The organism is Bacillus cereus ATCC 14579, from assembly GCF_000007825.1.
Classification (GTDB): Bacteria; Bacillota; Bacilli; order Bacillales; family Bacillaceae_G; genus Bacillus_A; species Bacillus_A cereus.
Genome location: NC_004722.1, coordinates 1,843,338 through 1,867,116, shown reverse-complemented (window position 1 = coordinate 1,867,116; position 23,779 = coordinate 1,843,338). Strand labels below are relative to the sequence as shown.

Here is a 23,779-nt window from a genome sequence, read left to right as displayed (position 1 = left end):
CTGGAATCCACCAACATAATTTCGGTGGCAGTTATTTTTCATATAATCTTTTATAAACTAGGTGATTTTCTATTTTTGGACTGCTGTTCATACGCATATCCAATATTGAAAAGCTCTTTTTCACCAAACTGTTTCCCTACAAACACTACACCGATTGGTTCTCCATTTTTATCATATCCAGCAGGAACCGCTAATTCCGGATAACCAGCTACAGCTGATAGAAGGACTTCATCGTTATTAATCATAACTAGAGCATCCAAACCTTTTTCTACTAAATACCTATCTAGCTCTTTTCTTGCATTTTCTTGACTCGTTTGCACTACGTTTTCAAACTCTTCTTTCGTTATAGCAGATTTTTCAGACCCTTCAATTAATGTTTGTCCGTATTTTATTCGTCTTTTACTATCCTTTTTATTAAACGCTATAATCTCTTCTAACGATTTTACCGGTACATTCTTTTGCTGTGAAAGATAGTCGTTTACATTATGCTTGAACTCATATTCTAATGTTTGCAAATTATCTACACCCTCAGCACTTAACTGGATATTATCAGTTAATATCGCACCTGCATCTTGAAGGTCTTTTCTAATTTTTTCTACTACTACTTTTCTATTTTCATCTTGTTGGTCTACAGAAAAAAGAAGCCCTATCTTTTTCCCTTTTAATCCATCTATTGATAAATCCTTTGTATAATCAATTCTTTCTTTATCTTTCATTTTTTCTGTCATAACATCTTTTTCGTCATAACCTATCATTGCATTAAATAACGTTGCTACATCTTTTACTGTTCTTGCCATAGGTCCTGCTGTATCAAGAGTTTCAGCTAATGGAATAATTCCTGTTCTACTTACCATACCTAAAGATGGACGTAACCCAAATACTGATTGCTGCGCCGCTGGTGCAACAATCGATCCCGTCGTTTCTGTTCCAATTGCAAGCGGCGCAAAATCTGCTGCAACTACTGTAGCAGATCCTGAACTTGATCCTGAAGTATCGAATGTAATCGGACCGTACGGGTTTAAATTTTGTCCTTTCTTCCCGCTATACCCGCTTCCTCATATGTCAATAAGGATAAAAATATTATTCTTCAAATCTATATACGATGTTTATCACACCATCTTGACTTACTTCTATTCTTGTAATCAATTTTTTAAAAGTTGAATACAGGTCTTCGGACTTCTCCAGCAATTCGAATGCTTCTTTCACTTTCTGCTGCTCAACTACTAAGGTCTTAACATCATCTAATTTTAATATTTCTAACTCTTTTTCTTTTATAATTTTTTCAAAATTTTTATCTCGTTTAGTAAAGGTTTCTTTATCAATCGGTCCACCGTCTAAATACAAATCTAATAAGCGTTCCCTTTTTATCTCTAGTTCTTTCTTTTCTTTTCTTAATTTCTTCTGCTTTTCTTGATGTTTATCTGTGTCATTTAAGTTAAATACCTTTTCCAAGTCATTTTCTTTTTCTTTTAATTTTTGTAGTACAAACAAGCGTAAATCACTATACTGTAGTCCAGAGTGTTTGACACATCCACGCGCCCCCATTCTCTTATACCTACCGCATATTAAATAACAATAATAACGTGTCTCCCCTTCTTTATTTTTATACATTCTTTGTTGTAAGGCTAACGGTGTCCTACAATGAGCACAACAGGCTAGCCCTCTTAATTCGTTTTTTATTGCTACACGACGTTTTGTTTTTTTATCTGTTTTTGAATTATTTACTCTATCCCATAGATCCCGCGTAATTATAGCCGGATGATGATTTTCAAATACTACCCATTTTTCTTTAGGATTTATAATCATCTTTTTTCTTCCATCTACTTTTACTTCTGCATACTTCTGCATTATATAATCACCTTTATATGCAGCATTTGTAATTATCGCTCGTATACTTGGATAGGCCCACAACTTTCCAGTTCTTGATGGTACCCCCATATCGTTTATTGCGTCTGCAATCTTCATGTAACCTAATCCATTGTCGTATAATTCGTACATCTTCCTAACAAGTTCAGCTTCTTCCTCATTAATCGTATATTTTTGATCTACAATTTTATATCCATATGGCACTATCCCCCCGGTATACTCACCTCTTCTTACTTTAGCAGCTAACGCTGCTGATACGGATACTGATACTGTTTTAGGTAATTGTGATGCGAACATGGCATACATCTCAAATTTTAAGTCGTTTTTCCCCTCATAATAACTGTCGTAACCTTCTTCAATTGTCACTAAACGAACACCATGTCCTAAAAGTATCTCCTTAATTTCTAATGCATCTCTTAAATCCCGCCCTAATCGGTGGATAGACTTAAAAACAACCGTATCTAATTCTTTTCTTCGAACCTTCTCTAAAATCAACTGCATCGCATGTCTTTCTAACCACGCCGTTCCAGATACAGCTTCGTCTTTATAAATTGAATTTTCATCCCACTCATACCCGTTTTTTTCGATCCAGTATCTACAGATATCAATTTGATTCTCAATCGATGAAACTTGTTCGTCTCTATCCGTTGATACACGTACATATACAGCATATTTCAATTCGTACACACCTCATCCTCTTACTAAATTCTTATGACTACAGTATATAGCCCTCCGGATATACTGGCAATCTATTACCAATGTAAAAAGACGACTTTCTACAGTCGTCAAAATAAAAATATATAAATCTCAAAAATTTAGGAGGGGGTAAACAATACACAACAACATCTAGTAAAAACAAAAACAAAAAAGAACCCCCTCTATAAAAAATATACCTTATATATATAATATAAATATATAACTTATAAATATATATTATATATAGAGTATATTATTAGTAATAATATATAAGTATTATTACTGTTAGGGTTCTAAGGTTTTAGTCTACATCTTCCTCTGTAATATCATTTCCCCATCTACCGTAATCATATGGAAATTCGTTCGCCATGTACTCATCGTGACATTCTTCATGAAAGATACCGTATTCAAAATTATTTTTTACCCATTCTCCTTTTTTTAGTGTACGTTTACACCATTCGCAAATCGTGCTTCCTTTTGGAGCTATATATTCACCGTTAACTTTGATAGAAGTCATATAATTCCCCTCCTCATTTCTACTTTGAATCCAATGCTTTTTTAGAATTCAATTCGCACCAATATTTATAAGCTTCCCTATTTGATTCCCAGTATAAGTGTTCATAGTGATCGCGCTGGAATTCAGTTGCTGCTAATCGTCTTTTCAAGTCATCAATTACAGCATCCTTATTGATTGGATTGATTTGTGGAGGTGGGAATAATTTCATAGGTGAATCACCTCTTCCTTGTAATTAGACCACTAAACAACTTTCTGTGCGTTTCAGGCTGTAAATCCAGTAACCTTATAACCTTTTCAGCACTATCCAGATCCGGTGCATCAATAATATTGTTTCTCCATATCCATCGTTTGCTATCTCTTTTACTTTGATAAACCGCACCACTTTCACCGTTAATCCATAACCGGTTATTACACCCTAAAATGTTTACACGAGTCCAGTATGTTCTCATTACGAAACACCAGGAACTACATAAACCTTGGCATACACATCATGTTTAACTGCAAGTTGTTCTAGCTTTTTTTGTCTATATTCTGTCACGGTAAAGAAATGAATCAACGGTATTTTCCCGTTGTATTTGTTTTTGTAGTATAACGAAAATTCCCTGTACCTACTCATCTTTTCAGCGTTCACGTTCATCATTTGCGTACGATCTATTTCTACAGCATTTAATGTGCCTTCTTCATCCCTGAACTTCACATCAGGAATAATTGTCTTCTTTTTATCATTTACTTTATAACGTATAGGTGCTTCTATCTGCCAGTCGTCGGGACAAAACAGATAGAGCCATGCTTCATTTCTCATTAAGCTGTGTGCTAGTCGACTATTTGGTACAATCTTCTCTGTATCGTCGAACAGTTCACGGCCCTTTTTATTTAGATAATACACGTACTCTTTTTGGTACACTGTGTTATTTACATAAGGACTGAGGTCTTTTAAAATACGATTTGCGTTGCGAATCCCTCCCATATCGTGCACCGCCATTAAATGCCTACGTGTTGCGAATTTCAGCTTTCTAATCGAGGTCAGAATCGTCATCTGACGGTTTATTTTGATATGTGTCTGGATGTTCATCTTTTTTCACCTCGTATTGTTTTAGATATTCCCACATCATTTCATCGCTAATAAACGGTACCTGCAGCTCAGTTAGTCGATCAGTTTTATAAATAGCTCTACCAGGTAAGGACGGCAATGTTTCTAGTCCCGATTCATCAAGAACAACCTCAGATGCCTTATATGTTGGTAGCCGAAATCCTAACTTCGCATCAGACATCTGCTTTACTACTGATGGAATTGATGTGACTGTAGGATACTGTGTAGCCAAAATCAAACGAAATCCTAAGCCGCCCGATACAGTCGCTATATAACTAAGCATGTACTGACACTCTTCTCGGATCTTATTAATATGACGTGGTAATCCTTTGGCCGGAGCAAGCACGGCACCTTCGTCAACAATAACGAAATACCGATCTTTTTCTTTTGTTTCAACAATATTCTTGTAACCATTTTCCTTCATGAATTTTCCACGCTCTTCGATTTTTTTCATTATTTGTTTTAATACATGATGTGCTTTTTCTACAGAGTCAGACACTTCCACCACCTGCTTTAAGCCGCTAAACTCACTAAATTCTAATCCCTTTTCCTTTAAATCAATTAAATATACGTGAGCATTTTCAGGGTTCGCCTCAATCAAAGTAGTAAGTAGTACTTTCATAAATACTGTTTTCCCCATTCGTGTAAGACCACCTAGTACCATATGAGGAGTTTTATCAAAGTCATGATAAATTAACTTCTCGAGGCTTTGCCCCATCGGTACTTGCCATTCACCTTTTTTTACTAGCCCTTCATTCCAACACCATTTTTTGGGATACGTTTACTGAATACCCGAATCATTATCTTGTAGTTATCGTATTTGATACGTACAGGCTTATTTAATCCTTCACTTACAACATCCTCAACCTTTTGTATTAATTTAGATGGCATCCCTAACGGAAGTTTATATACATAAGTCGTACTACGATCATCTTCTTTTCTTTCGAGAAAAACCGGATAATGTAATTTTTCATCCTTCCTAATTGCAATCCCACTTACTTCAAAGAATACTTGTATCTTCTTTCTATCATCCTCTTTACCTTTTAAACTATCATTTAGCAAAGCGTACCCGAGCGAAACTGCAGGTATTAATAACAATTCAAGCATAGGGGTTCACTCCTTATATATCCTTAAAGGATATAGTTGGTCTTTACTGGAAGATTTACATACAAGTTATTTTTCTTATATAACAAAGTGTCCTATGATTCCAGGTTCCATTCCTTCAAAGAAACACCATTAGCACATAACGTAGAAGATACAAAAACGAGCCGGTAAGAGTTGTATACATCGTCATACGTGGAAGCCAATGTGGAACACTCATCCCCATTTTCTCAGCTACCTTCATCACCACTACAGACAATCCTGTCGCTGTCCAAATTACTACAACTTCCCCAGCAAGTGTCATATCGAATCCCTCTTTCTTTTTAGTTGTAATCCTTTTGACGTGAGAATCGGTTGATACTGATTAACCATTTCATCCCATTCAAGAATTTTTTCCTCTTCCCCGTATAGATCTTCCATAATATCATTAGATAAGCTGTAGTAACCGCGGTACTCTTTGTTGTTAGATACCTCGTGTCTTTCCATATGTTTTAGAATAGAGTTTACTTCACCTTTACCCCTGGACTCTTTATACATGCTTCTCAGCTCTTTAGAAGGATACAGATACGGCGTGTCATTCAAGTAATCATATTGCCACCTCATCGCTCATCCCTCCACTGTTTACAGTCCTCTAAGTATGCATCAATCCTTTTTTGAATCCCTATTTCGTTATACGGACCGTAAGGCTCTTCCCCCCCTAATAAGTCAACAATATCGATGTAGCTTGGATGTTGTAACATACCGTACTTTGCAATGTGATCGTACACACATTGCACTTCATCATGATCATCAGCCTCTGCGTACATGTTGTAAAGTGTTTGTGACGGATACAGTTGCATGCGATTTAAATACTTATATCCAGGTCTCATTGTTCCTCACCTTTCCCTTCTTGATGTCCTTTTTTCCACGAGGAATACCAAGTGGTCTTGATATAGGTATATGACCTGGAGAATTATTTTTGCACGTCCACACCAATTTTTTTCTTTCTAGCTTGTACTATTTATAAAGGAGTTTATTTTTGTATATAGAAAGTAAATCCTTGAGGTGAACGTATATGAAGTTTAAATGTAAACTCAAAGTAATCTTTGCAGAGCTTGATATTAAGCAGAGTGATTTTGCAAAACGTATTGGAGTTGATGATTCTACTCTTAGTGCAATTGTTCGTAATCGTACTAAACCTCGTTTTGATACGGCCTATCTAATTTGCAAAGAACTCGGTAAACCAATCGAGGAGATCTGGACCATCGAGGAGTAATTCCTCCCCCTCCAGCCTTAATAAGTTTTTATCTTTATTTTTACACTTGACTTTTGTGTTCGGCAGACAATCATGGGATGAGGGTACAGGACAACGGCTAGGGCAGAGAATGACTACCTTACAACGCTTCAAAAATAAAAAGCGTCGTAAAGTAGACGTTCTGTCAATCATGGTCTATCGGGTTAAGGAATCCGTATAGTAACACCCTGTTTAAACGCTGTAATCTCTTACACAGCTGACTTTTTACAGATAAAGCTTGTCCTATCTGCAGAAAGAACCAGGAAAGGAAATGCACTACTGGCGTATCCTTCATTACTCGTAACCTATAATTCTTTCATTATCAGCTGCTACCCGTGCCGTAACACGCCAAGCAACCGCCGTACCGTTAATGGCCGTACTCGCCTAGACTCCTAACAACGTAAACAAGGAAACGCTATTCTTTAGGACGCTTAACTTTCTGACGTTGGCTTAGCTAACCTGTTCAAGTTTAACGAGTGTTAGGTCATTCCTCGTGTGGATCCTCCTCTTAGTTACCTAAAAAAAGACAATAGGAAACTAGACCTCGTGTATATCTGTTTTTTTAAATGAAGATACTCACGAGGCTGGAGGTTGTCCGATATTTAGTTAAAGAAAGAGCTTATAGAACATGAGCTATAAGCATATTGATAATGAATAAAACCGAAGCTACAGTATAAAAACCATAAAACCAAATACAATCAGATTTTGTTTCTAAACCGAAGTAATCGCTTATTTTTTGCATATATACCGTTCCACCCTTCTCGTTTCATAAAAGTATGACTCTAGAAGTAAAACTTTATTAGTGTTAATATATAACTCTAGAAGTCATACGTCAATAGTCTTTCGAAAAAAGTTTTACTTTGATATGTAAATTGTGTAAAATGTAAAGTAATAAATGATCGGAATGAACGGAGGTATTACCATGAGTTCTATGGTATTCACTTTAGGAGAAACAATGGAGGAAATTGGGATTACCAAAAACAAGTTAGCAGTCGAATCAAAAGTTCGTCCAGCCACTATTAGTAATCTAGTTAATGGTGAGGTTGGTCTTGTACGTTTTGACACATTAAAGTCAATCCTGGATGCTTTAAATCAATTAGCTGAAGAAAACGGTGTTGATAAAACATACCGTATTGAAGACGTTGTACAGTACATAAAATAAATGTACTGTTTTTGTTTATAGAAATATTTCTTAATACTCTGATATAATTATTCGAAAATGGTAAAGGAGGAGAAATATGGAGACAAAAACAACCGTAGACGGTAATACTTACATTATTGAGATTGAGCAAAAAAAGAGTTCCATAAAAGAAAAATTTGGCCGTAAAGCTTCATTAGTTTCCGGAATTTTTGGCATCCTACTTTCTGTTATCTTAGGTATCACAATAGTTGGGTTATTTTTTGCGGTTCCACTGTTTCTTTTTTCGTTAGGCTTTATATATGCAGCGTTTGAAAAACAAGAAATCCAGTGTCCCAACTGCAGTCATAAACAAAGAATTACAAAAGGAAATGGTTATTTTAATTGTGGAAGTTGCAAGAAACGTACTTTAGTAGAGTGGAGATAAAACGATCAAATGCCATAACTATTAAGTGCCGTACTAACAACACATAAAACTTAATAATTGAGGATGGATAGTATGATTAATATAGAAGAACTTTTAGCAGAACATCTAAAGAAAATAAGTACAGCACCTTTTTTATTTATAGGCTCAGGATTTTCTAGAAGATACTTAAACCTACCTAATTGGGATGGTCTATTAGAACAATTTTCGGAGTTAGTTCCTCGAAGTTATGACTATTATGTCTCAACGGCAAATAAAGAACTACCTGAAGTTGCAAGACTAATAGCTCAAGATTTCCACCCGATTTGGTGGGATGATGATAAATACCTAACGAGCAGAGAAAAATTTAAAGGTAAAATCAATACTATAGAGAGCCCTCTAAAAATTGAGATTGCCCAATATCTAAGGGATATTACCTATGAATATGGTAAAAACGAAAATAATGACAGAGAAATCGATGCTTTAAAACAAGTTGTGATAGACGGCATTATTACTACTAATTGGGATATTTTTTTAGAGCAGGTATTCGCAGATTCCGATATAAAAGCATATATTGGCCAAAAAGAACTTTTATTTTCCCAACCTTTTGAAGTCAATGAGCTCTATAAGATACATGGGTGTAGTACTAACCACGAGTCGTTAGTACTAACTTCTAATGACTACAAACTTTTCAATCAAAAGAACCCATACCTTGCAGCCAAATTATTAACAATTTTCATAGAACACCCTGTCATTTTTCTCGGTTATTCAATATCTGACCCTAATATTCAACAAATTTTAGATTCTATTACTGCATGTTTAGATCAAGAAAACATAGATAAACTTAAAAATCGGTTAATTTTTGTGGAGCGTGCAGGTGGTGCGGCAGACGCTTTTGAATCTTCTTCTTTTACAACCAGTAACCGTGTTACAATTCCGATTACAAAAATAAAGACTGATAACTACGAATTAGTTTATAAAGCACTATCGAAAAACAAAAGAAAGTTCAGCATGAAAACTATGCGTCAGATTAAATCACAAATTTATGAATTAGTAAAAACGAATGATCCAAGTGGAAAAGTAGCAGTTATTGATGGAGAAAATCTAAATGCTGCAGACATTGAATTTGTTATAGGTGTTGGGGTAACTAAAGCAGCGGAACAACTTAGGGCGGCTCGAGATGAAATGCTGGATACAGGTTACTTAAATTCAATAGGGTACCAGTCTATTCCACAAATAGATATTTATAAAGAAATTTTAGCTGATCCACCTTCATATGACTATGATGCATTAATTAGCCAGACATTACCGCAATTGTTAGGAACAAATCATAGACTTCCTGTTTTTAGGTTTATAAAGGAATGCGGAATTGAAACTGCAGAATTACCTGTACAATTAAAAAGGAAACTAGAAAAGAAACTAACCATGAATTACTTTTTGACTCAATCACAGAGAGATATCAAAAAATCGCAATTACGTTTGTATAATAGTATTCCCGAAACAATAGATGGGTACGCTGATTTTACAAAAGCCCTCCAGTGTATTCCTCATTTAGGGGCAGATGGGATTAACCTCGATGAATTACATCATTTGTTAAAACAGCATGTAGATAAATTGGACGCAGATACACCTGCGTCAATGGAACTAAAAAGACTAATACGAATTTACGATTGGTTAAAATACGGGAAATTATTACTACCACCAGCCAACTAAGATTAAAGTACAAAGACGTCAAGGTCAGGCAACATTGAAAAAATAATAAGTTCTACCCTTCACTAATATTGGGTATACTATTTATACATCTAGAGAATCATCAAATGAGGCACCTTCAGCTGGGGAAGGTGTCTTTATTATTTTTAAGTCATATTGTATGCAATGAATTCATATAATTAAAATGCCAATACTGTAATACAGAAAAAGAGTATTCCTCCCATCCAACCAGGAATACTCTTTTTTATCTCATTGCATATCATCTATTTTAATAGCATATAAATAAACTGCTCCTGGCATGATGCCATTTTATATACAGAAAAAAACATTTCATCACCATCATGAAATGCTTTTTTCTGACTTTTTAATCATGCAAACCAATTTTCTGTATATAAATAAATTGGTTCAAGAGAAACCACTAAAACAGAGCACTCCCTGGTTAAGAGTACTCTGTTTTTATTGCCATCATATCTTTGCCCATCATTACATACATATGATATAGAACACCATTACGGGGATAGTATATCTTATAATGTTCTACAAACTAGGTTCTTCTCTCAAGAAGAACCCCTTTTATTTTTCTATCACTTCACATACACATAGGCTTCATTTGTTGTTATATAGTATGTGTTCCCTTTTGAATTGTGCATCTTGTATTGTGGTGAACCATTTACACTTACTTTCGCATCAATTATGAATCCTTCACCCGAATTTACAGTACCAGCAACATCTTTATCTTGCCAAGATGGAGCGTCATAGAAACGTAGATTGTTAACTTTTGAAACAACGCGCTTTCCAACAATAGTAGAATCTACTGTGCTTTTCTTATTAAACTTCACATAAGATGGATCGTTCTTAATCCACTGATCTCCACCAAGATTTAGCCAACCATCCTTTTCAGCCCACACAATATAAGATTCTGGTTTGTTTAGTTGACGAATTTTAGAATAGCTTGTACCTGGTCCTTTACGTAAGTTAACGTTGTAACCTTCAATATAGGCGATACCGTCTGTTACTGCTGTGGGTACTTCCGCTGGTTTAGATGGCTTTTCTGGGACAGAAACATCCACGCTAGAATTATTGTATGCTCGTTGTACGTCTGCTCTAAATTGAGCTTCTGAAACGCCATGAGACTTTAAGTAATCAATTGGATCTTCATGATCCGTACCGCCAAGGTAATGAGTTACATCGCTGTGTGTCCATAATCCTTTTTCTACAGATAACCCACGATCACGTAAGATTTTAGCTAGTAACTTAACGTATTTGTCATAGCTGCGTTTGAACTTTGTATAGTCCGCTGTTTCGCATAACTCTACATGTACAAATCGTTTATTAGCAGCAGGACCGCCACCATAAGCAATGTATTTTGTATCAGCAATTTGGATTGTTTCGTCCCAATCGACTGCATAGTGAACAAAAGCATTTCTCCATGTTCGAGACTCATATTTTTGAATGTTAATAGCTGGAGCTTCTAGAGTTGCTGTAGAATGCGCTACAACGCCCTCATAAGCACCTACACCATAACGGTAAGGTTGTTTTGGTAAATCAGGAATAATAAGTGTTCGATCAGCAAAAGCACTTGTAGCAAAAGAAACAGCAAGTACTAGAATCATAAGTAACGAGGTAATATGTTTCATTGTCTTTTTCATTTAGCATCAACATCCTTTTTCATAATTTTTGTATGGGCAAATAATCCACTCGCTGATAGTCCAATGATGATTCCCTGGAATACATTTGTTTTGATATCTCCGCCCATAAATAAAACGCCTAGCATAATGCCAAGCGTTAAATTTAGTAACGGAACATATTTTGTTTGTAATCCAATTGTTTTTCCAATCTGTGAAAGACCTACTACAATTCCAATCATTACAGTCATTTCAAACATTACATACCACCTCCTTTCAAAAAGAAAGTGAGAGCTGCTCCAACAATTCCACCGACAATAAGTCGTAAAATCCAGGTAGTATTGGCGCTGATTTTATCTAACTGTTTGTTGATATTATCAATATCTTTCTCGTTACCAGTTGTTCGTATTTCTAACCCTTTAATCTCTAAACGAATGTCCTTGATCTCTTGCTTAATTTCTTGAACATCGTTTCTTACATCTTGTAACCCTTCCATTTTGACCACCTCATTTCAAAATAAAAAGAGAGACATCTATTTGTCCCTCTTTTCTTATAAAAGCCGTATTTTATGCAAAATAAAAAACAGCTTATGGCTGCTTTGGTTCCTCATTTATTAATTGTTGTACTAATACCTTTAATTCAGCAATTTCAGCTTTCATTGAAACTTTCTCAAGTTTTTCTGCTTTAAGTTGTTCTTTAAGAGTATCAACTTCCTGCTTCAACATACCGTGGTCAAATTGAAGATTTTTAACTTTAAAGTCAACTTCTTGTATTCCTTGAATAGAAATTGAAACCGAGCTATAAAGTGTTACAGCGTCTTTCTGTGGTGTGGTGAATACATCGTCAGAGTCTTCCGCAATCATACCGTAATTAATTGGAAGTGTAATAGACTCCCCTGACTCGAAGCGTTCAACATCTCTTATAAAGTGATACTGTTTGATGTTTACAGAGTTGATTTTATCTAAAGCAGAGAATGGAAGGTCTTCTATGTCCGTTTTAAGCTTACGAGAAGAATTAGGGATAAATTCTTGCGCCCACATACGCCCTGTAGCGCTAATATTCTCTTGCGCTCGTAATGTTCTTAATTCTATATCTTTCCATCCCTTACCCATCATATCTTTAATCTGCAAGCCATTGTTATAACCTTGTACAAAACTTGACCTTATCATTGCATTACCCATAATTAAATCATGATCGGTGGCGCCGTTTACGAAATGTATTTTATAGTCACTGCCTTTTCTTTTGAAAGTAAACTGCCCCGCGTTATTTGTAAAAATATGTGGTTCAGTTGTAGTTACAGAGAAGTAACCATATCCTGGAGCCCATCCTTCAGATTCAAAAATAATATTATTCAAGTTTTGAAAACGAAATTGTCCATCTGAATATACGCTCAGATGTCCACCGTCATTATGCATTTGAATATAGTTTGACCAAATATTAGTTCCTTCTGCATTTTCTCCTTTAGAAATCCCAAATTTTGCATATGCTTTAGAAGGTTGATCAACTCCATTAATTCGCGGCATGACTTGATAAATATAAAATGATCCTGTACCAGCGTATTTTCTATTATCAGAACCAAGGACTAATGAAGGTTGAATACTTCCATCATCTGTTTCCATAAATCCTATATAGCCACGTGGCTTATCTAAATCGAAAATCTTCATGTCTTGTTTATTTATTTCAACAAATCTGTTTCCACTCGTTTTAAGTGTTACTCCTTCTAAAACTTTTCCTTTGATATGATTTGCTGTAATAAAACCTACTAAGTTAATTCTGTTCGCATTCAAAGTAATGTTTTCTTTACTCATATTAAATGCTGCGATTACATCATTTTCTTTTACAGATATACTAACGCCCTTTTCAGTTAACTGAAGACGGGTTTCCATATCTCTTACATAAGATGATGTGGCAAATTGCCCATTTGCTTGATCTTTTGTATATACCTCTGTCTTTTTGGCTGAAGCATTTATACCCTGTTCATTGATAATAAAGCGGTTATCAATTAAAGTCATCTTCTGGTTAAATTGTTCAGTTGCAAGTTTGTTAGCTAGTTCACCCAACAAATCTTGTTTATTTTTATCAACTATTTGCTTTAATTCAGGTATCTTAAACCCTGCAACATAATCCTCTACTTGTTTAAGCTCAACTTTTGCACCGATTGCTGTTGCCTGTTGTTCGAGCTTTGAATTTGCTTCAGTAAGCTTTTTCCCTTGATCTGATACTACATTATTTAAATTGCCCACTGTGGTGGATAGTCCGCTTGCTGTTTGCTCTACTGTAGTCATACGCTTTTCGAATCCGGCTTGACTATTTTGAACAGTGGTTACAGTGTTTTTTACGCCATCCACACTTTTTTCAATCTCGGTTGTTTTCTTGGTGAATTCATCGGTTGTTACTTGATCTTCTGAAGGAGTACGATAACTTGTTGGTATATTTCCTTCCTCTAATTGCATGTTTCTAATCTTGATGTTTGTGATTTTTGTAGGAGTCCATCCGTTGCCTACACCAATAACAGAATTATCGTACAAATCTTGTGTGATATTGTCGGGCATTATAAACGTGGCAGACACCTTAACCCATTGACCTGCTATTGTTTTAGGTGTACGCATAATTCGTTTTGCTACAAGATCATTGTCATTTGTTCCCGTAACAGTAGTAACACCAAAATTGTTAATATCAATTGCGGTTGGGATAACTTCGTCAGCAAAAATTTCGTAACTAATGGTATATGTTCTGCCTACAAGTAACAAGGCATTTTTAGAAGTGTATAAAATACCTTTCCAACTACCACTTGCCCCAGCAGGAATTGCTATGTTCCACCATTTATTACTATCGTCAAACGTTATGCTTGTTCCTCCGGCTGCACCAAAGGATTTTTGTTTATAAAAGTTCTGGCCACCAATTTTAATATCATCAAACTTTTTCTCAACACTCTCTAATTTTTCACTAGTCTTCCCAGCTTGCTCTTTAATTTCGGTTGTTGTTTTCTTTAATCCGTTTGTATCGGATTGTATATCAGTTATCGTCTTTTTTGTACCTTCTACAGTTTGTTCGACTGTATTTAATTTGTTACTGATTTCAGTATCTTTTTTTGTTAACGATTCAATAGAAGTTTTAAATCCATCTGCGGTTTGCTCTGATTTTGTTACACGTTCCGTAAGCTTTCCTTGTTCGTTTTGAATACTATTAACAGAAGTATTAATACCCTTAATAGTAGTTTCAATTTCTACCGTTTTTTTAGTAAAATCAGTTGTTGTTACTTGGTCTTCTGGCGCTGGTGTCCAATCTGTTACTTTGTTTCCGATTTCTATTTTAGGTCTACCTACTTTTACATAGTCACCGCCACATTGGATATACACTGCATTCTGTTCTGTTTTTAAAACTTCTATATCTTTAATCCACACAGTTGTACTTATGATACCTTTAAAATTCATACCATCCGTTATTCTTAACCAAGCACCTAGATGTTGAATTGAATTATCGGAATATCGTATGGAAGGTTCAAAACCAATTCTATTATTTGGACTAACACCTGTTTTTGCATTTTTAATTTCAACAGAAACACTCAATGTAACCTGTTTTCCTTGTAAATCTTTTAAATCATTTACAAATTTAAAATTTTGAATAGTATTAGGTGGAGATATAAATTTATCAGAATCAAGGACATAGTTTCTTACACCGACATTTGTGTTATTAACAGTGGTCTCTAGTTCGTTTAACTTTTGTTTAGTACCATTTGCTGTTGTTTCAATTTCATTTGTTTTGTTTTGCAGTTTAGTTAAACCATCGTTTGTTTTCGTTAGCTCAGATTTCTCTGCTTTTTGTTTAAGAGCCTCATTTGTTTGACTCATAGATGTGTTAATATCTTGGAACTTTTTAACGTTACCATTCTTATCAGTTTCATAGATTTGTTTACCAATAAATCCATTGTTAATTTCCTCTTTTGTAAACACTCCAGATTTATCAGCTTTATCTTTTAACTGTGTATTAATCCATGTTTGATCCACTTTTCCATTAACTTGCTTTTGAACATCCACTATTTGTCCAGCTATCTCTTGCGCTTTACCTTCCACACTTTGAACCTTTTGATTTAACTCCGTTTTCGTAGACTCAATATCTTTATTCACCTGATCCAATGTTTCTTTCTTAACTGATTCCACATCAGGAACAACTGATTCCCAAGCTGCACCTGTCCATATTTTTAAAATACCAGGCTTCCCATTACTAATATCACGCCAAAGTGTTTTATAAGGTTTAAGTCCTGTTGTCGGTGGATTCTTAGCTTCAATGATGTCTACCGTGTTATTTTTAAGATTCTCTTGCACTTTTTCAGCCAATGTTTTCGCTGCTTCGGATTCCTTCTTAGCATTACTAGCTGTTTCATTTGCATCTTTCACTAATTTATCTAACTGATCTATCAGTTCTTGCTTACTTCCTAATGAACTAAGAATACGATTATATATCTTTCGTAGTTCTTCATTTGGATCAGTAATTTCGCGATAATCACCAAACACATATTTATCTTGTGTAGGATCTGTAAAAGATTCATCACCAGCAATCACACGTGCTTCAAGGTATAACTTAGGCGTGAAGCCTGTATCCTTGATTCGGATTGTATCGCCCTCATTAATTAGTTCATGCGCTAATCCGAAAATACGTCCAATCGATTGCGCTTCTACTTCATATGCGACTGAAGAATTGACACGTTTTTTTAATTCCGTCTTCATCAAAGTCAGTAATCGCTGTGGTGTCATATTTCGGTCTTCTGTTTCTGGAGTGTAGAAACCAAATTTATGTTTACCATGCGCATTCCAGCGTTGAAAGGCATCATTATCTGTAATATAAAGAAGTCCGTTATTGATGCTCTCAACCGTGATAAGTTTGTCACCTTCACCTCGTACAAAACCGACAAGTGCTGTGCAAATATCCCTGGAATGTTCAATGCGCCTAACGCCTACTAAGTCTTTTCCCAGGGTTACTTCCTTCCCTGTTTCTCTCCCTCGTTTATTTATCATATCGACGTACCATCCAGTAATTTGAGAACCGGATACTTCAACACGATATTGTATTTCCAACTCAAACAAAGCCGCAATTTTCTTTAAAAAAGTGAGGGGATCGATGAATTCATCAATAGTCATCGTGTGGAATGAAGAATAATCCGTTATTCCACGTTGCCATTTTGAATCAGCAAGAGCGATATCAATAAACGTATTAACTGTTTCGCTCTCTATACGTTGAGGTTTAATAATCCCATCTTTGGCTATTTGAACCCAGGCACCGGAAGAGTGTACAGTTAATGATCTATCCTTTGAATCTTTTTCTACTTCATTGTTAATAACATACGGAACAATTCGACCATCTCGTACTTCCTTTAAAACCAAGTTCTGCTGTTGTAATGTAATTGCATGTGGAGTGCCGTCAAAAGTTTTGAACTCTAGCATATCAATGTTATTCTTGATTTCCCAATGACGTTTATCTTCCCAGTAGTCCTTTGGTTGAATAGCGGATATAATTTGATCTGTTTTGAAATCAACAACATGAAGTAATCCGCTTGGTGTTCTCATCGAAATCGCTCCCTATATTTAACTTTTGCTGTTCCAATATCAGATGGTATAATTTCGAGTATATTAGCGCCTTTATTAATAACAGGAAAATTACTGAAAAACTCTTTTATGTTAATTGCGTTTTTTCCTTCAATACTGACATGACTACTTTCTGTATCAATCACGACTTTATCACCAACATCAACTATATAAGGTGGTGTGTTATTCGTATTTAAATTCACTTTCCAAAACTTCAAATCACTAACTGACATCGCTTCTACTGGCGGTACATCCTGCCACTGCATGATACTAATCTGTATTTGAGCTGCTTTTTCCATATGCTTATTGTCTTTATCAGTCCATCTCGCAAAGCGCTCTGAATCATCTTTTTCTGTCCCTGGAAGGAATTTTGAAATATACGCTTCCCATACATTTCCGGTCCTAGCTATCCACAATCGACCCAAATATTGATTCCATGTATTTGGGTAATCGCCACTCTCATAGATCAAACCCTGTTTTCCCCGGCTTATTATCATATCCAATTACCATCGTTCCAAAATTTTGTTCAGCTTGCCAATAAAGATCATTCATAGCAATTTTCGAAAGAACTTTGCTGTTTTCATCGAGTATCGCTATCTCAACCCGTCCCATTTCATTGATTTTCTTGCTCTTACAAGTAACGTAAGCTTGCATAATAAAATCTTCTACTGGACCACCAGGTATACTTTTTTTAACCGCTGCACCATGCCAACCTTTACCTGTTCCTGTGCCAAAATCAGAACAATAAAACTGATATTTATCGGATTTCATTTCGCCAACCGGTTCCCCATCTTCCATTGAGCTGACTTTACTCCATCCGACCGTAGTAGCCATTTCATCCCATAATATACGTTGATTCCTTTCTACAGGCTTTTCCACAGTTTTTAGTGGCATACCGATACGAAAATAATCTCGATCACTTAAAGACACCCCGCCGAACCATACATCTAAAAAAGTGTTTGGCTTTGTAATATCAATTTCAATGATAGGGTTAGAATGAACTGTTCCTTTATTTTGGATATTAGCAACTAACCCATTAACATCTTTTTTAAATTCAACGGTTTGCTCTTTTCCTAACTTATATGGCATTGGACATACTAGTGTAATAGTTGCTTGATGAATATTAGATTTTTCTAAAGTCTCCTCTACAGATTCCTTAATCCCGTAATACACAATATCTGGTTCGTCTGTGAAGGTAATTTTTACAGGTCCTTCTGTATCTAATAAACCATTTAATTCGTCTATCCGTTTCCTTAGTTCAAAAAGAGAGACTCCCTTAAGAGAGAAATCTACTTCTAATACTCTCTTGGGAGTCCTTTTACTTAAAAAATATGAACCTGGGCGGTGAGGTACGGTTAACTCATTAATTTCATCACTTAAAATTCCGCGACCTCTTATATCGTTAACCATAAAAAATCCTTTTTCGTATTTTTGCTCGAAATATTCTTCTAAATTAATCCCATTAAAAACTAACAATCTACCGCCCTCCTTTAAAATACTTCTTTCCGTTTTTTCACAGCTTCTTGCTCTCCAGTGATATCATCAACGAACCTATTAAACTCTTGTCTACCAAGCTGTATATTAATATAAGCGGGTTGTCTTTCACTAGCTGTAGAATTTGAAGCAGTTCCGGCATCCGTATTCCCTGAGCTTGTTTGTGGTTTAGCTGTCTGGTACGCGCCAAGTCCTCTTGGCATTCCGTATACAGTCTCTACTTGTAGGGCTTCAGGTTTCATCCATTCAGTCATTTGTTCGGTTGTTCTTTGTACAGCACCTTTCATAGCATCTATACCATTAATCCAACCTTTCATCATATTGACACCAATGAAATCCCTGAACCAACGACTCGGTGAGTGAATCGATAACAGACCAGAAATTTTATCTTTGATTCCATTTCCAATGTCCGTAATTTTGTCCCAAATAGCCCCAGCCATAGAGCTTATACCATTTAAAAGCCCCTGCATCATATTTTTTCCTATGCTTCCTAAATCAATTCCGCTTAGGAATGACTTTACATTGCCAAAAATTTGAGTCACTGTGTTATAGATAGAATTTAGGATGTTAGATGTCGCTGACTTAGCCGCATTCCAAATTGAAGAAATGATGCTACCTGCTGCGTTCATAACAGATGAAATGACTGAACCTATACCTGAAAAAATTGAACTTACTAGAGAACCTATCGCTGATAAAACACTAGAAAAAATAGATTTTACTAGATTTAGCCCACCAGTCACGACCGCGGAAATTAAATTTATCGCCCCTTGGATGATATTTCCGATTAATGACATTACACTCGACGTAATGCCTTTCACCGCGTTCCACGCTCCACTCCAATCACCTTTTAAAACTGAAGTGAAAAGCTTTATTATGTTGGTGATTATCCCAATAGCAGAGGTTATTACGCCCATAATAGCTGGAAAAACTGCCTGGACAATCGACAAAATAAATTGAATCGCCGGGATCACTACGCCTTTTATTATTGTCGCTAAACCTTCAAGTATCGCAGTCGCTACGGGAATCGCCGCTTGAATTATCGAAACTATTACCGGGAAAACCGCCTGAACGATTTGTAAAATTAAAGGGATAACTGTATTCGCTATGATAGAGATTACCTGGCCCAATAATTGAATAATAGGAATCGCAACGGAAATCGCAGCAGCTATAATCCCAGCTATTACTGGGAAGACCGCTTGTACCGCCTGGAGAATAATCGGAATCACCGACGTCGCTATGATTGATAAGACTTCTCCAAACCCTTGAATCAGCATTCCTGCTATGCTAAATGCCGCCTGGATTACTTGTAATATAATAGGGAATGCCGTTTGAAAAGCTTGAGCGAATATCGGTAAAACTGTGCTTGCTAGCTCAGTAAAAATTTGGGCTACTTGTTGTATAGCCTCTGTTATCACTGGCATAATTTCTATTGTCGTATCAGCAAACATCTGAATTAATTCAGTAATCATAGGCATTACTTCTTGTATTACTTGACCGAAAAGCTTAAATAAGTCAGACGCTAAAGGTACTACGGCTTGGATTGTTTCTCCAAACAAACGGAATAAGTCGAGTGCTATCGGTACTACAGCTTGTACTACTTCACTAAACAAACTAGCTATTGTAGCACCTAACTCACCAAAAGCCGCACCTAACTCAGAAAGAGCAGGTCCAAGTGTCGCGAAACTTTCTGCTATAACTTGTCCAGTTTTCGCAAATTCAGGAGCAAGTGGTGCAAATGCTTGTGTAATCCCTTGAGCTATTGACTGAACAACAGGCAAAATCGCAGACATTACAGAACTAAAAATTGATTGTATAGACTGCCAAGCCGACATAAAAGCAGACTTCACTTGATCGTTTGTATTTATCAATTTAAATATCGTAGCACCTAAAGAACCTACAATAGCGATTACCCACCCTACGGGTCCAGAAACACCTAAAAACGATAAACCTAAACGTACAATTAATGGTGTTAAAGTAGCTATCGTATTTCCTATTGAAGAGAAGGACATTTTTATAAAGTCAATCACTGGAGAAACGGCAGAACCAATTCCGGAGAATGCTGAACTAAGTCCTGATATTGCTGAACTAAACGCACCGCTTATTCCTTGACCAAACTCACTGAACTTTGATTTTATCGTAACTAGCGAATTCTCTACAGCTATTGCAAAACCAGAAAATACTTGACCCGCTTTAATTAACCCTGCCTCTAATGCTGTGCCGATTGCTGTACCCATTGCTGAAAATTTTCCCGGTATTGTCCCAAGATAAGAACCTAAAGAATCAATAGCAGATTTCATAGCTTCAACTGCCGCTACTGTCCCACTTTTTATTGATTCCCATGCATTATTAACGGCATTTCGAAAAGTCTCATTATGTTTGTATAGTTGAACTAGCGCTACCCCCACTAAGCTTAGAATTGCAATAACCGCACCAACCGGTCCTAACAATAAGGCAAATCCGGCTCTCAGTGCTGACAAAGCAGCCCGCAGCATTACCGCACCTTTTGATGTTCCCGACATCCATAGCATAAGTTGACCGAGAGTGATAATTGCACCGCCGATTGCGTTAATAACAATACCCGCTACCGTTGCTATAACTAAAAAAGCCGTAGTAAATGCTACTACCGAAGCAATCACCGTCTGCACAGGAGCTGGTAATTTCATAAACGCATTTGCTAAGGTTTCAACTACTCCAGCTACAGCCATTAATGCAGGAGCTAATGCATCAGTAAACGCACGTGCTGCAGCATCAAGAGAGGATTCCATTTTCGTCAGTGCTCCGGCCCATCCTTCAAGCATAGAGTCCGCAGCTTTTTTAGAAGCACCGTCCGATTTCACTAAGGATTGTGTTAAAGCTTCAATCTTTTCAGGTCCCGCTGCTACAAGTGCCATCATACCAGATACAGCTTCTGTCCCAAATATTGTTGCTAACGCCGCACCTTTTTGTGCACTTGTCATACCTTCCATTCCTGATTTCAACTCACCAATAATTTGAGACAATGGTTTCATATTACCTTGTTGATCCGTAATAGATACGCCAAGCCGTTTTAACTCATTTGCCGCTGTTTTTGGCGGCTTAACTAAACGTAGTAAAGATGCACGTAATGCTGTACCAGCGGTCTCCCCTTTAATACCGCTATTTGACATAATACCAACAGAAGCCGCTAATTCTTCCATCGATATGCCTAATTGAGCTGCTGGACCCGCCGCATATTTAAAAGCGTATTGCATATCCCCTACACCTGCAGCTGTTGCGTTTGCGGCTGTTGCTAGAACATCAGCAACATGTGTACTTTGACTTGCCTCCATACCAAATGAGTTTAAAGCTGACGTAATCGTATCAGCAACCATCCCCAGGTCTTCGCCTGACGCAGCCGCTGCACTCAACACACCAGGTAATGCGGACGTTGCTTGAGCCGAATCGAAACCTTTCGCACCCATTTCAGCGAAAGCCGCTGCTACCTGCCCTGTTGAATACACAGAATCCTTTGCCATATCAAGAATCGCTTTCTTTACTTGACCGTAGTCACCTGCAGTTAAAACTGCCGCTTTACGAGTCTGCGATTCAAATTCTCGTGACTTTTGAATCATACTCCCTAAAGCAAAAGCCGACGCTGCAGCTGCAGGACCAAATGCATTTTGCATTGTTTGCCCTGTTTGCTGTACACGTCGACCCATTTCAATTGCTTGATTACCTACTTCTTGAAATCTAGCACGCCACCCTGAATAATCAGGAGGCGGTGGTGCTGGTGGCGCTGGCGGTAATGGTGGAGGTGACGGCGGTTGCGGTGCTGGTGGGATAGGAGGTGGTCTACTAATCTGCTGAAAAAATGTATTCCATGCTTGTGTAGCTCTTCCAAGGTTACTTATTAAATTAGATATGTCTGCAATCACCTGAGTTTCTACCTTGTTCTGGCTCATTCACCTCACCTACCCTTCCTCTTCTTGTATTTGACTTCTAATCATTGATTCTATTTGATCAAAGAACGATTCGTTTCTTTGAATTTTTTCAACTACGTCTTTCCGTTCATTTGCTTGTTTTTCAATATCACGAACACTTTCTGGACGGGTATATATATCCGCTAATGACTTGATTTTGTCACTTTGAGCATTTCGATTAAACAAAGCTTGTACACTTGCAAACTCGTACTTATCAAGTAGTTGGTCCTTATATCCGGTCAACATAAGGTGATACTCCTTGAGACTAATACGCCAAGATTGCAAGGTGGTCATATTAAAAAAACGAAAACACTCACCTTGCAATTCATCAATATTTATGCGTACAGGTTCTCGAACGATTTCTGTTGTTCCGCTGTCATTGTCCCTAGAAGTTTCTTCACTGTCTTCTGGAAGAAAAAACTATTTAGCACAACTGCTTTGTTGTACTTTAGAATTTCATCAAGGTCTAGTTTTTCAGCATTAAACATATTTTCAATCTCTTTCTGTACAGCTTCATACGTGATTCCCTCATTTGTATGAATCAGTGCGTAATAAACCACATCCGTGAAATTAGTAATTCCGCCCTGCATGGTTTGAGAAACGAATTGCATCGGTCCACCGTTTTCATCTAATAATCTCAGTGCTTGTAAACAGAATTTCAGTTCTTGTTCTTTACCATTAATTACAAAACGCGTATACGATTTTTCAGCCATAATAATTACCTCCAATTTTTTGTTCAAAATAAAAAAGCGTTTATATGAACGCTTATTCAAATCTCAATTATTTATTTTCCAGGAATTCATCCACTGCTTTACCAAGCAAACTAATCATTGCTTCTCTCTTTTGCTTTGGTGTTGTATTATCTTGCATTTCATTAAAGATAGGAAGTACACTTTCTAATTTCTGTTTATCGATGCGTTCATTTACAAGGTCTTGTCCTAGCATTGAAATAAATGTACCAATTGCAACCGCTTGTTCTTGTTTATCTAGTTTCATTTATCTCACTCCCTTTTACTACGCGACCTTGGATTGAATCAGCTGTATGTTCGACAATGGATTCCGCTACAACTCTTCCATCTAATGAAACCCCAACCTTACAATCCATCCCTACCAATTTACTATCATTGATCTTCTTAATTATTTCAGATTGTTTATTTATTAGTTGAACATGAGTTATATCAGCTTTCGTTGCTAATCCCTCTTCTAACATATTGACCCTTCTGTTTAATTTGTTTACACCTGCCGAAACACAATTTAACGTTTGAATTAAACCTTCATTATCTCTTTGTAGATCGTTAATTCTTTTTTCAAAATCAGCAATTATTTCTGTTATAGATTCCATCTCT

The 23,779-nt window shown here is 36.5% G+C and carries 22 protein-coding genes and 3 pseudogenes; 4 read left to right on the top strand and 21 right to left on the bottom strand.

Annotated features, from left to right (window positions below):
• Window positions 1-50: 50 nt before the first annotated feature.
• From BC_RS09595 to BC_RS09545, 10 genes and pseudogenes are all read right to left on the bottom strand, one after another.
• Window positions 51-1,052, bottom strand: a pseudogene (locus BC_RS09595) (amidase family protein); the annotation flags it as partial.
• 28 nt (window positions 1,053-1,080) lie between these two features.
• Window positions 1,081-2,553, bottom strand: coding sequence for a recombinase family protein (locus tag BC_RS09590; RefSeq protein WP_000273126.1), 1,473 nt, complete (start codon window positions 2,551-2,553; stop codon window positions 1,081-1,083).
• 310 nt (window positions 2,554-2,863) lie between these two features.
• A complete protein-coding gene (locus tag BC_RS09585) occupies window positions 2,864-3,079 on the bottom strand; it encodes a hypothetical protein (RefSeq protein ID WP_000200736.1) in 216 nt (71 codons plus the stop codon).
• Between the two features lie 19 nt (window positions 3,080-3,098).
• Window positions 3,099-3,287: a hypothetical protein gene (locus BC_RS09580; RefSeq protein ID WP_000765496.1), complete on the bottom strand. Its 189-nt coding sequence runs from the start codon at window positions 3,285-3,287 to the stop codon at window positions 3,099-3,101.
• Between the two features lie 7 nt (window positions 3,288-3,294).
• A complete protein-coding gene (locus tag BC_RS09575; RefSeq protein WP_001261512.1) occupies window positions 3,295-3,528 on the bottom strand; it encodes a hypothetical protein in 234 nt (77 codons plus the stop codon).
• The gene (locus tag BC_RS09570) at window positions 3,528-4,151 is read right to left on the bottom strand and encodes a replication-relaxation family protein (protein ID WP_011110021.1); all 624 of its coding nucleotides are present in this window, start codon (window positions 4,149-4,151) and stop codon (window positions 3,528-3,530) included. Before BC_RS09570 ends, BC_RS09575 begins: the two co-directional genes overlap by 1 nt.
• A pseudogene (locus BC_RS09565) lies at window positions 4,093-5,276 on the bottom strand (FtsK/SpoIIIE domain-containing protein). Before BC_RS09565 ends, BC_RS09570 begins: the two are co-directional and overlap by 59 nt.
• Before the next feature lie 115 nt (window positions 5,277-5,391).
• Window positions 5,392-5,574, bottom strand: a complete 183-nt coding sequence (locus tag BC_RS09555) for a hypothetical protein (RefSeq protein ID WP_000170794.1) — start codon at window positions 5,572-5,574, stop codon at window positions 5,392-5,394.
• On the bottom strand, window positions 5,571-5,873 hold the full coding sequence (locus BC_RS09550; protein ID WP_001267619.1) for a hypothetical protein: 303 nt from the start codon (window positions 5,871-5,873) through the stop codon (window positions 5,571-5,573). Before BC_RS09550 ends, BC_RS09555 begins: the two co-directional genes overlap by 4 nt.
• On the bottom strand, window positions 5,870-6,139 hold the full coding sequence (locus BC_RS09545; RefSeq protein WP_001247348.1) for a hypothetical protein: 270 nt from the start codon (window positions 6,137-6,139) through the stop codon (window positions 5,870-5,872). The genes BC_RS09550 and BC_RS09545 overlap by 4 nt, the downstream gene beginning before the upstream one ends.
• Before the next feature lie 185 nt (window positions 6,140-6,324).
• On the opposite strand from BC_RS09545, the gene BC_RS09540 reads away from it, so the two are divergent.
• Window positions 6,325-6,525, top strand: a complete 201-nt coding sequence (locus tag BC_RS09540) for a helix-turn-helix transcriptional regulator (protein ID WP_000669088.1) — start codon at window positions 6,325-6,327, stop codon at window positions 6,523-6,525.
• Between the two features lie 637 nt (window positions 6,526-7,162).
• Here BC_RS09540 and BC_RS09535 read toward each other — a convergent pair.
• Complete coding sequence (locus tag BC_RS09535; RefSeq protein ID WP_001169624.1) at window positions 7,163-7,285, bottom strand: DUF3961 domain-containing protein; 123 nt, start codon at window positions 7,283-7,285, stop codon at window positions 7,163-7,165.
• A 180-nt stretch (window positions 7,286-7,465) separates the two neighbouring features.
• Here BC_RS09535 and BC_RS09530 point away from each other — a divergent pair, with 180 nt between their 5' ends.
• The 3 genes from BC_RS09530 to BC_RS09520 all read left to right on the top strand — a co-directional run bounded on the left by BC_RS09530 (window position 7,466) and on the right by BC_RS09520 (window position 9,797).
• Window positions 7,466-7,705, top strand: coding sequence for a helix-turn-helix domain-containing protein (locus BC_RS09530; protein WP_000097410.1), 240 nt, complete (start codon window positions 7,466-7,468; stop codon window positions 7,703-7,705).
• A 76-nt stretch (window positions 7,706-7,781) separates the two neighbouring features.
• Window positions 7,782-8,108 carry a hypothetical protein gene (locus BC_RS09525; RefSeq protein WP_000448740.1) on the top strand — a complete coding sequence of 109 codons (327 nt, stop codon included), beginning with the start codon at window positions 7,782-7,784 and terminating at the stop codon, window positions 8,106-8,108.
• A gap of 72 nt (window positions 8,109-8,180) precedes the next feature.
• Window positions 8,181-9,797 carry an SIR2 family protein gene (locus BC_RS09520; RefSeq protein ID WP_000607108.1) on the top strand — a complete coding sequence of 539 codons (1,617 nt, stop codon included), beginning with the start codon at window positions 8,181-8,183 and terminating at the stop codon, window positions 9,795-9,797.
• 581 nt (window positions 9,798-10,378) lie between these two features.
• On the opposite strand, the gene BC_RS09515 is transcribed toward BC_RS09520, so the two are convergent.
• The 10 genes and pseudogenes from BC_RS09515 to BC_RS09470 form a co-directional block, all read right to left on the bottom strand.
• On the bottom strand, window positions 10,379-11,443 hold the full coding sequence (locus BC_RS09515) for an N-acetylmuramoyl-L-alanine amidase (RefSeq protein ID WP_000753412.1): 1,065 nt from the start codon (window positions 11,441-11,443) through the stop codon (window positions 10,379-10,381).
• Window positions 11,440-11,679, bottom strand: coding sequence for a holin (locus BC_RS09510; RefSeq protein ID WP_000462607.1), 240 nt, complete (start codon window positions 11,677-11,679; stop codon window positions 11,440-11,442). Before BC_RS09510 ends, BC_RS09515 begins: the two co-directional genes overlap by 4 nt.
• Window positions 11,679-11,915, bottom strand: a complete 237-nt coding sequence (locus BC_RS09505) for a hemolysin XhlA family protein (protein WP_000398730.1) — start codon at window positions 11,913-11,915, stop codon at window positions 11,679-11,681. The genes BC_RS09510 and BC_RS09505 overlap by 1 nt, the downstream gene beginning before the upstream one ends.
• A 91-nt stretch (window positions 11,916-12,006) precedes the next feature.
• A complete protein-coding gene (locus BC_RS09500) occupies window positions 12,007-16,983 on the bottom strand; it encodes a phage tail spike protein (protein ID WP_001260205.1) in 4,977 nt (1,658 codons plus the stop codon).
• A pseudogene (locus BC_RS09495) lies at window positions 16,980-18,477 on the bottom strand (distal tail protein Dit). The gene BC_RS09500 and the pseudogene BC_RS09495 overlap by 4 nt, the downstream one beginning before the upstream one ends.
• A gap of 14 nt (window positions 18,478-18,491) precedes the next feature.
• Entirely contained in the window at window positions 18,492-22,388 is a 3,897-nt protein-coding gene (locus BC_RS09490) for a phage tail tape measure protein (RefSeq protein ID WP_164928343.1), read from the bottom strand.
• A 36-nt stretch (window positions 22,389-22,424) separates the two neighbouring features.
• Entirely contained in the window at window positions 22,425-22,679 is a 255-nt protein-coding gene (locus tag BC_RS09485) for a hypothetical protein (protein ID WP_000955319.1), read from the bottom strand.
• Between the two features lie 89 nt (window positions 22,680-22,768).
• Window positions 22,769-23,146: a tail assembly chaperone gene (locus BC_RS09480; RefSeq protein WP_000818630.1), complete on the bottom strand. Its 378-nt coding sequence runs from the start codon at window positions 23,144-23,146 to the stop codon at window positions 22,769-22,771.
• 67 nt (window positions 23,147-23,213) lie between these two features.
• Entirely contained in the window at window positions 23,214-23,429 is a 216-nt protein-coding gene (locus BC_RS09475; RefSeq protein ID WP_000762691.1) for a hypothetical protein, read from the bottom strand.
• On the bottom strand, window positions 23,416-23,775 hold the full coding sequence (locus tag BC_RS09470; protein ID WP_000443958.1) for a hypothetical protein: 360 nt from the start codon (window positions 23,773-23,775) through the stop codon (window positions 23,416-23,418). The genes BC_RS09475 and BC_RS09470 overlap by 14 nt, the downstream gene beginning before the upstream one ends.
• Window positions 23,776-23,779: the final 4 nt, after the last annotated feature.